7 protein-coding genes and 1 pseudogene are annotated in these 6,640 nt (G+C 71.6%); 6 read left to right on the top strand and 2 right to left on the bottom strand.

What is annotated here, in order from left to right; all coding sequences use genetic code 11:
* The first annotated feature begins 500 nt into the window (after nucleotides 1-500).
* The 4 genes from RIF68_RS22595 (at nucleotide 501) to RIF68_RS22580 (ending at nucleotide 5,106) form a co-directional block, all read left to right on the top strand.
* Nucleotides 501-2,003 carry an LAETG motif-containing sortase-dependent surface protein gene (locus tag RIF68_RS22595; RefSeq protein WP_309053112.1) on the top strand — a complete coding sequence of 501 codons (1,503 nt, stop codon included), beginning with the start codon at nucleotides 501-503 and terminating at the stop codon, nucleotides 2,001-2,003.
* 321 nt (nucleotides 2,004-2,324) lie between these two features.
* The gene (ettA, locus tag RIF68_RS22590) at nucleotides 2,325-3,989 is read left to right on the top strand and encodes an energy-dependent translational throttle protein EttA (protein WP_309053111.1); all 1,665 of its coding nucleotides are present in this window, start codon (nucleotides 2,325-2,327) and stop codon (nucleotides 3,987-3,989) included.
* 8 nt (nucleotides 3,990-3,997) lie between these two features.
* Nucleotides 3,998-4,423 (top strand): thioesterase family protein, encoded by a 426-nt coding sequence (locus tag RIF68_RS22585; RefSeq protein ID WP_309053110.1) that lies wholly within the window; start codon nucleotides 3,998-4,000, stop codon nucleotides 4,421-4,423.
* The gene (locus tag RIF68_RS22580; RefSeq protein WP_309053109.1) at nucleotides 4,420-5,106 is read left to right on the top strand and encodes a hypothetical protein; all 687 of its coding nucleotides are present in this window, start codon (nucleotides 4,420-4,422) and stop codon (nucleotides 5,104-5,106) included. The genes RIF68_RS22585 and RIF68_RS22580 overlap by 4 nt, the downstream gene beginning before the upstream one ends.
* 31 nt (nucleotides 5,107-5,137) lie before the next feature.
* On the opposite strand, the gene RIF68_RS22575 is transcribed toward RIF68_RS22580, so the two are convergent.
* On the bottom strand, nucleotides 5,138-5,479 hold the full coding sequence (locus RIF68_RS22575) for a hypothetical protein (protein ID WP_309053108.1): 342 nt from the start codon (nucleotides 5,477-5,479) through the stop codon (nucleotides 5,138-5,140).
* Here RIF68_RS22575 and RIF68_RS22570 point away from each other — a divergent pair.
* The gene (locus tag RIF68_RS22570) at nucleotides 5,463-5,795 is read left to right on the top strand and encodes a hypothetical protein (protein ID WP_309053107.1); all 333 of its coding nucleotides are present in this window, start codon (nucleotides 5,463-5,465) and stop codon (nucleotides 5,793-5,795) included. The two genes, RIF68_RS22575 and RIF68_RS22570, sit on opposite strands and share 17 nt — an antisense overlap.
* Nucleotides 5,796-5,846: 51 nt before the next feature.
* On the opposite strand, the gene RIF68_RS22565 is transcribed toward RIF68_RS22570, so the two are convergent.
* On the bottom strand, nucleotides 5,847-6,251 hold the full coding sequence (locus RIF68_RS22565) for a globin (protein ID WP_309053106.1): 405 nt from the start codon (nucleotides 6,249-6,251) through the stop codon (nucleotides 5,847-5,849).
* A 165-nt stretch (nucleotides 6,252-6,416) separates the two neighbouring features.
* Here RIF68_RS22565 and RIF68_RS22560 point away from each other — a divergent pair.
* Nucleotides 6,417-6,640, top strand: a pseudogene (locus tag RIF68_RS22560) (methyltransferase); the annotation flags it as partial.

The following is a 6,640-nucleotide window of genomic DNA, read 5'->3' as shown; positions in this document are numbered from 1 at the left end:
GGACAGCGCAAGACCTTCGTGGACATCGACGCGCTGGCGGTCGGGCACGACCTGGCGCGGGGTACGGCGGCCTTCCGCCGTGCGGCGCGGGCGGAGTCCCAGCGGGAACCGGGCCCGGGACATGAAACGGAGTCATATGCTCCGTTTGGTGCGGGGAGTGGAGGCGACGGCCCCGGACCCTCCGCTCCGGGGAGCGGGCCCCCGATCGCCGCCGGAAAGGGGACCGGGGACGACCCCTGGGCGACCGGATCGAACCAGCTGGTAACCGTGCCCTGACCTTGAGTTGTGGGGATTTGTCGACCAACTCGCCAGGCGGATAACGATTCCGAGACGGAATGGTTATCTGATCGAATGACAGGGCACCGGGGGCTTCCGCATCCCTAGGATTCCCGAGTACTCATGTGGCACGTGAGCCCATCGAGTCTGTGAGTCTGCTGGCGGGCGCTCCCCCCACGTGAAACGACCAAGTTCGCGGAGCGGCTCGCCCGGAGGGGAATCCAATGTTTTCAGTTCGTGGGCGGGGCGCTGCCCGTCTCGCCGCCGCGACGCTGGTCGCCGGCCTCGCCGTGGCCGGCACGATGGTGACGGCCGCGCCGGCCCTCGCCGATGACGGCGCCGCGGCTTCCGGTGGTGCCACGGCGAAGCTCGGTGGTCTGTCGGAGGAAGAGTCCGGCGACATCAAGATCGTCGACGAGAACGGCAAGGAGTGGCCGGACGCGGTCTCCGGCGGTCTCTTCACCATGGAGGTCGAGGGTGGGGGAACTCTCTCGACCTACTGCATCGACTTCCGCACCCCGGCCAAGCACGACTACCGGTACAAGGAGGTCGGCTGGGACGCGTCCTCGCTGCACAGCAACGAGAACGCGGGCAAGATCCTCTGGATCCTGGAGAACTCCTACCCGAAGATCTCCGCGCAGGACCTCGGCGCGAAGGTGGGTGCCGACCTCTCCAAGGGTGAGGCCGCCGCCGCCACGCAGGCCGCCATCTGGAAGCTCTCCGACGACGTCACGGCGACGCCGACGAGCCCCGACGCGCAGAAGCTGACCGAGTCCCTCCTCAAGGACGCGGTCAAGCTGGCGGAGCCCGAGGCCTCCCTGACCCTGTCCCCGTCCTCCGTGTCGGGCAAGGCCGGTCAGAAGCTCGGCCCCGTCACGGTCTCCACCAACTCCCAGACCGCGAAGATCGCGACCGCCCCCGGCGTGGCCGCGGGCGTCACCGTCGTCGGCAAGGACGGCAAGCCCGTCACCGAGGCCAAGAACGGCGACGAGATCTTCTTCGACGTCCCCGCCGGCACCCCCGACGGCTCCGCCGAGCTGATCGTCGAGGCCTCCACCAAGGTCCCGCTGGGCCGCGCCTTCGTCTCCCTCGACGGCCCCTCGCAGACCCTGATCCTGGCCGGCTCCAGCGAGTCCACCGTCTCCGCCAAGGCCTCCGCGACCTGGGCGAAGACGGGCCCGATCCCGTCCGTCACGGTCGCCAAGGACTGCGCCAAGGGCGGCCTGGAGGTCGTCGCGACCAACAAGGGCGACGAGCCCTGGACCTTCGACCTGAAGGGCGTCTCCCTGTCGATCGCCCCGGGCGAGACGAAGACCGTGCCGGTCCCGCTCGCCGAGGACGAGGCCTACAAGTTCACGATCAAGGGCCCGAACGGCTTCGAGGAGACCTTCGAGGGCGTTCTCGACTGCAAGACGGCCACCCCGGGCCCGGTTCCGTCCGAGTCGCCGTCGCAGACCCCCACCACCGAGCCCTCCCCGACCACCCCGGGCGGCTCCACCGGTTCGACCGGCACCACCGGCTCGACGGGTTCCACCGGCTCGACCGGCTCGACCGGCACCACCGGTGCCACGGGCACGACCGGCTCCGCCACCACCGGTGGCGGTGACCTGGCCGAGACCGGCAGCTCCAACGCCACCCCGATGATCGCCGGCATCGCCGTCGCGCTCGTCCTGGCCGGCGGCGGCGCGGTGTTCTTCCTCCGCAAGAAGAAGACCGCCGGTCACTGAGTCACCACCGGGGCCGGCCACGCCGGCCCCGGACCTCGCGGAGTGATCCGCGTCACGCCCCCGGGCCGTGACGCCCCTCGCCCGTGAGCCCCGCACGGCCCCGGCCCGCACCCGCGCGCCGGGGCCGTCGCGCGTCCCGGACCCCCGGCGGCCCCGTACCGGGCCCTCACCGGTCGTACGCCGGGCGCCGTCGCCTCCGCCGCGAGCCCGTCACGCCCCCGCCCCGCGGTCCGGTCCCGGATCTTTCCGGTTTCCGTCTCACCCCGGGCGGCTGGCAAGATGGGTGTATCTGCCCACTCACTCTTTGCCGGACGGTTTCTCTTGGCTGAGTACATCTACACCATGCGCAAGGCGCGCAAGGCGCACGGCGACAAGGTCATCCTCGATGACGTGACGCTGAGCTTCCTGCCCGGTGCGAAGATCGGTGTGGTCGGCCCGAACGGTGCCGGTAAGTCCACGGTGCTGAAGATCATGGCCGGCCTGGAGCAGCCCTCCAACGGCGACGCGTTCCTCACCCCCGGTTACTCCGTCGGCATCCTCATGCAGGAGCCGAAGCTCGACGAGTCGAAGACCGTCCTGGAGAACGTCGAGGACGGCGTCGCCGAGATCAAGGGCAAGCTCGACCGGTTCAACGCCATCGCCGAGGAGATGGCGACGAACTACACCGACGAGCTCATGGAGGAGATGGGCAAGCTCCAGGACGACCTGGACCACGCCAACGCGTGGGACCTCGACGCCCAGCTGGAGCAGGCCATGGACGCGCTGGGCTGCCCGCCCGGCGACTGGCAGGTCACCAACCTCTCCGGTGGTGAGAAGCGTCGCGTGGCCCTCTGCAAGCTGCTGCTCGAGGCGCCCGACCTGCTGCTCCTCGACGAGCCCACCAACCACCTCGACGCCGAGTCGGTCAACTGGCTCGAGCAGCACCTCGCCCAGTACAAGGGCACCGTCGTGGCCATCACCCACGACCGGTACTTCCTCGACAACGTCGCCGAGTGGATCCTCGAGCTCGACCGCGGCCGCGCCCACCCGTACGAGGGCAACTACTCGACCTACCTCCAGAAGAAGTCCGAGCGCCTCAAGGTCGAGGGCAAGAAGGACGAGAAGCGCCAGAAGCGCCTCAAGGAAGAGCTGGAGTGGGTCCGCTCCAACGCCAAGGGCCGCCAGGCCAAGTCCAAGGCGCGCCTCGCCCGTTACGAGGAGATGGCGGCCGAGGCCGACAAGATGCGGAAGCTGGACTTCGAGGAGATCCAGATCCCGCCGGGCCCGCGCCTGGGCTCCGTCGTCGTCGAGGTCAACAACCTCTCCAAGGCGTTCGGCGACAAGGTCCTCATCGACGACCTGTCCTTCACCCTCCCGCGCAACGGCATCGTCGGCGTGATCGGCCCGAACGGCGCCGGCAAGACCACGCTGTTCAAGATGATCCAGGGCCTGGAGACCCCGGACTCCGGCGACATCCGGATCGGCGACACGGTCAAGATCTCGTACGTCGACCAGACCCGCGCCAACATCGACCCGAAGAAGACCCTCTGGGCCGTCGTCTCGGACGAGCTGGACTACATCAACGTCGGCCAGGTCGAGATGCCGTCCCGCGCCTACGTCTCCGCGTTCGGCTTCAAGGGCCCGGACCAGCAGAAGCCGGCCGGCGTGCTCTCCGGTGGTGAGCGCAACCGCCTGAACCTCGCGCTCACCCTCAAGCAGGGCGGCAACCTGCTGCTCCTCGACGAGCCCACCAACGACCTCGACGTCGAGACCCTGTCCTCGCTCGAGAACGCGCTCCTCGACTTCCCCGGCTGCGCCGTGGTCGTCTCCCACGACCGCTGGTTCCTCGACCGGGTCGCCACGCACATCCTGGCGTACGAGGGCGACTCCAAGTGGTTCTGGTTCGAGGGCAACTTCGAGTCGTACGAGAAGAACAAGGTCGAGCGGCTCGGCCCGGACGCCACCCGTCCGCACCGCGCCACCTACAAGAAGCTGACCCGGGGCTGACGGACTCCATGGCGAGGCACATCTACAGCTGTCCCCTGCGCTGGTCGGACATGGACGCCTTCGGGCACGTCAACAACGTCGTCTTCCTGCGGTACCTGGAAGAGGCGCGGATCGACTTCATGTTCCGGCTGGCGCCCGGGGACGGCTCCCCGTCGTTCTCCGGCGGGTCCGTCGTGGCCCGGCACGAGATCGACTACGTGCGGCCCCTGGTCCACCGGCACGAGCCGGTGACCATCGAGTCCTGGGTCACGAAGATAGGCGCGGCGTCCCTGACGATCGCCTACGAGATCAAGGACCCGGACGTGACCTACGTACGGGCCTCCACGGTCGTCGTGCCCTTCGACCTGGAGGCGCAGCGGCCGCGGCGGATCACCGCCGAGGAGCGCAGCTTCCTGGAGGAGTACGTCGACGACGGGATGACCTCCGCCGCATGAGCGTGCTCGCGCCCCTCCACTTCGCCGACGCCCGGGAGGCGGCGGCCCTCGCCGCCTTCCTGGGCCGGCTCGTGCACTACGACCGGGCCGCCGCCGTCCGCCTCCGGTGCGACGGCGGGGCGCTGGCCGTCTTCGGCCGGCCGCCGTCGTTCGAGGTCCTCGCGATCCGCACGGCCCGGCTGGTCGACGCGGCCGACTTCGACGTCACCGTCTCGGCCGGTGAACTCCTCGACGGCATCGAGGAGTCGGCCGGCAAGGCCGTCGTCCCCGGCGCCGTCACCGGACCGCCGTGGACGGGCGTGCTCCCGCCCCGCGGAGGCTGGGAGCCGGTCGCCGGGCTGCCCGACGCCGACGGGATGAGGGGCGCGGTCGCCGCGGCCGTCGCCGAGTTCCGCGCCCGGGACGAGGCCCTGCCCGAGGAGCGGCGCACCCGGTCCGAGCGGGACCGCATCGGCCGCGAGATCTGGGCCCGCACGCTCGGCGCGACCGGGCTGCCGCTGAGAGCCGTGCACGCCGCCCAGTCGCTGGGCTTCCTGCCGCCCGCGTCCGTCGCCGCGGACGTGCCGCTCGCGCTGTTCGCCTCGGGGCCGTGGCTGCGGCTGCGCACCCCGTACGGCTCCGTCGCCCTGCGGACCGCGCCGATGGCGCTCCAGGTGGCACCGGTCGCCGCCTCCCACGCCTGACCGCAACCGTGGCCCGGGCATGGCCGGGGCCTCAGCTCCGCCGTTCCTCCGCCCTGCCCTCCGCCGCCAGGGTGACGACGGTGAGGGCCGTGGACAGCACGAGCAGGGCCGCCGGGAGCACCGGGGAGCCGTGCGCCCTGTTCCGGTGCTCCGGGACCGGGTCCATCCGGCCCGCCGGGTCGTCGGCGATGCGTACCGTCCCGCCCGGCTCCGCGATCCGTTCCTCCGCCGAGAAATCCCGGGGACGACCGCCGTCGCAGTCCAGCGTGTGGTGGTACAGGGTCTTCGGGTGCGGCGCGCCCTCCCCGAACGTCGGATGGTGGGTCGCCCGGATCTCGCCGACCACCACGCAGTCGGTGACCGCACCGCGCACCGCCGCGTCCCGCGCCTCCCCCCACACCGCCGACCAGGCCGGCCAGCAGGAGTACCAGCGCGGCGATGCCGCCCTCCTCGCGGAACAGCGCGTTCTGCGCGACCAGGGCGACGAGCGCCGGCACCGGGCCGCCACCCGCCGCGAGCACCAGGGGGAAGCCGTCGGGACTGCGCAGGCCGCGCGCCGCCCACAGCCACCTGCCGGCGCCCGAGGCGGGGCCGGTACGGCGGCGCGCGCCGGCGTACGGCAGGGGCCCGCGGATGACCGTTGCCCCGTCCATGAGCACTCCCCAGCGGTGGGCGGCACCCGCCGGTGAGGACGCCCGGCGGTCGGCCTCCGGTCGGGGAGAAGGGGGGCCGTGCCCGGGTCAGCCCGCGCTGTTCACCATCGACGCGGCGGCGTACGTCAGGTAGCGCCACAGCTCCCGCTCGTGCTCGGGGGCCAGGTCCAGCTCGTCGAGGGCGGCGCGCATGTGGCGCAGCCAGGCGTCGTGCGCCGCCCGGTCCACGGTGAAGGGGGCGTGGCGCATCCGGAGCCGCGGGTGGCCGCGGTGGTCGCTGTAGGTGCGGGGGCCGCCCCAGTACTGCATCAGGAAGAGGGCGAGACGCTCCTCCGCCGGGCCGAGGTCCTCCTCGGGATACATGGGCCGCAGCAGCGGGTCCTCCGCGACGCCCTCGTAGAAGCGGCGGACCAGGCGGCGGAAGGTCTCCTCGCCGCCGACCTGCTCGTAGAAGGTCTGCTCCTGCACGGTGTCCCCGGGATTCTCGTTCACCGTTCCATCGTCTCAGACGCCCCGTCCTAGGACCGGAGTCCCAGGACCTTCCGGGACCTCTCCACGGCTCGTTCGCGCCCCCTCCCGAACCACCTTCGGGGACACTCCGGGGGCCGTTCGCCGGGACCGTTCGCCGGGCGGCTCCGGCGGGGCGAGAGTGGAGCCATGAGCGAAGTACCGGACGCGTTCGCGGACGCCGCGGCGCGGGAGCGGCGGGCGCTCGTGCGCGAGATCGAGGCGTACGGCGAGCTCACCGACCCCGCCTGGCGGGCCGCCTTCGCCGAGGTACCGCGCCACCTCTTCGTCCCCTACTACTACGTCGCGGGGCCCACCGGCTACGAGCGGCTCTGGTCCGGCGACCCCGACCCGGAGCGGCGGGACCGCTGGCT

Origin of the sequence: Streptomyces sp. (genome assembly GCF_031178505.1) — a bacterium.
Lineage (GTDB): Bacteria > Actinomycetota > Actinomycetes > Streptomycetales > Streptomycetaceae > Streptomyces > Streptomyces gulbargensis.
The sequence above is the reverse complement of the archived record's forward strand: the minus strand, read 5'-3'. Positions and strand labels throughout refer to the sequence as shown.

Excerpts from the sequence above, each read along its gene's own strand:
- RIF68_RS22595 (WP_309053112.1), top strand. The coding sequence starts at position 501 with ATGTTTTCAGTTCGTGGGCGGGGCGCTGCCCGTCTCGCCGCCGCGACG.
- RIF68_RS22580 (WP_309053109.1), top strand. The coding sequence starts at position 4,420 with ATGAGCGTGCTCGCGCCCCTCCACTTCGCCGACGCCCGGGAGGCGGCG.
- RIF68_RS22585 (WP_309053110.1), top strand. The coding sequence starts at position 3,998 with ATGGCGAGGCACATCTACAGCTGTCCCCTGCGCTGGTCGGACATGGAC.